This is a genomic window from Leisingera sp. F5, from assembly GCF_001593695.1.
This window is the reverse complement of record NZ_LUKH01001374.1, coordinates 1-1,069: the sequence shown is the minus strand read 5'-3', so window position 1 is coordinate 1,069 and position 1,069 is coordinate 1. Positions and strand designations below refer to the sequence as shown.

At 63.5% G+C, this 1,069-nt stretch carries 2 protein-coding genes; both read left to right on the top strand.

The window, feature by feature from the left end:
* Positions 1–234 (top strand): TSUP family transporter (locus tag A2I95_RS41545; protein ID WP_291738109.1); only part of this gene is annotated, 234 nt, incomplete at its 5' end.
* Positions 235–236: 2 nt separating this feature from the next.
* Positions 237–1,022 (top strand): TIGR02186 family protein, encoded by a 786-nt coding sequence (locus A2I95_RS41540; RefSeq protein WP_291738108.1) that lies wholly within the window; start codon positions 237–239, stop codon positions 1,020–1,022.
* Positions 1,023–1,069 lie beyond the last annotated feature (47 nt).

Sequence of the window (1,069 nt, the reverse complement as noted above, 5' to 3'; positions counted from 1 at the left end):
ACCATGCTGCATGCCACCACCAACTATACAGTGGACATCGTTCTGGCAGTGCTGCTGCTGGTCGGCGGCGTGATCGGCGCCCAGATCGGCACCCGCATCGGTGTCTATCTCAAGGCCGAACAGCTGCGGATCCTGCTGGCGCTGATGGTGATCATCGTCTGCGTCAAGCTGGGCCTTGAGCTGCTGCTGCAACCGGCTGAGCTGTACTCCCTCGGCGCTGCGGGAGGCCACTGATCATGCGCAAACTGCTTATGTCCGCCCTCACAGCTGCCGCCCTGGCACTGCTGCCGCAGTCAGCGGCCCAGGCCGCCAAGGAAGAAGTCGTTCTGGGCCTCAGCCAGGACCGGGTGGCGATCACCGCCACCTTCGATGGTTCGGAGATTCTGATTTTCGGCGCGGTGAAACGGGAAAGCCCGATCCCGTCGGAGGACCCGCTGGAAGTGATCGTCACTGTCTCCGGCCCGGCTCCGGCGGTGATGGTGCGCCGCAAGGAAAAGAAGCTGGGCATCTGGGTCAATGTGGACAGTGTTCTGGTGGACTCTGCCCCGGCCTTCTACGCCGTGGCCACCAGCGCCCCGTTTGACCAGGTGCTGACAGATACCGAGGACTTGCGGTTCCGGGTCTCTATCGAACGGGCCATCCGCTCGGTCGGCGCGGCAATGCACATCCGCGGCGCCCAATCCTTTGCTGACGCGGTGGTGCGCATCCGCGAGGACAACGGGCTCTACTCGCTGCGGGAAAACACTGTCGCAGTGGATGAGCAGACCCTGTTCCGCACCGCCATTGAGATGCCGGCGGATCTGACTGAAGGCGATTACCAGACCCGCATCTTTCTGACCCGCGGCGGCGAGGTTGTGTCCAGTTACGAGACCTCAATCGATGTGCGCAAAGTGGGGCTGGAGCGGTTCCTGTTTTCGATGTCCCGCGAGCAGCCTTTTCTCTACGGCCTGATGGCCTTGGCCATTGCGATCGCCTCCGGCTGGGGCGCCTCTGCGGCCTTCAGCTTGCTTCGGAACCGGTAAGGGGGGCCGGCCCCTCTTGGCCTTACGGCCAATTCACCCCGGGGGAT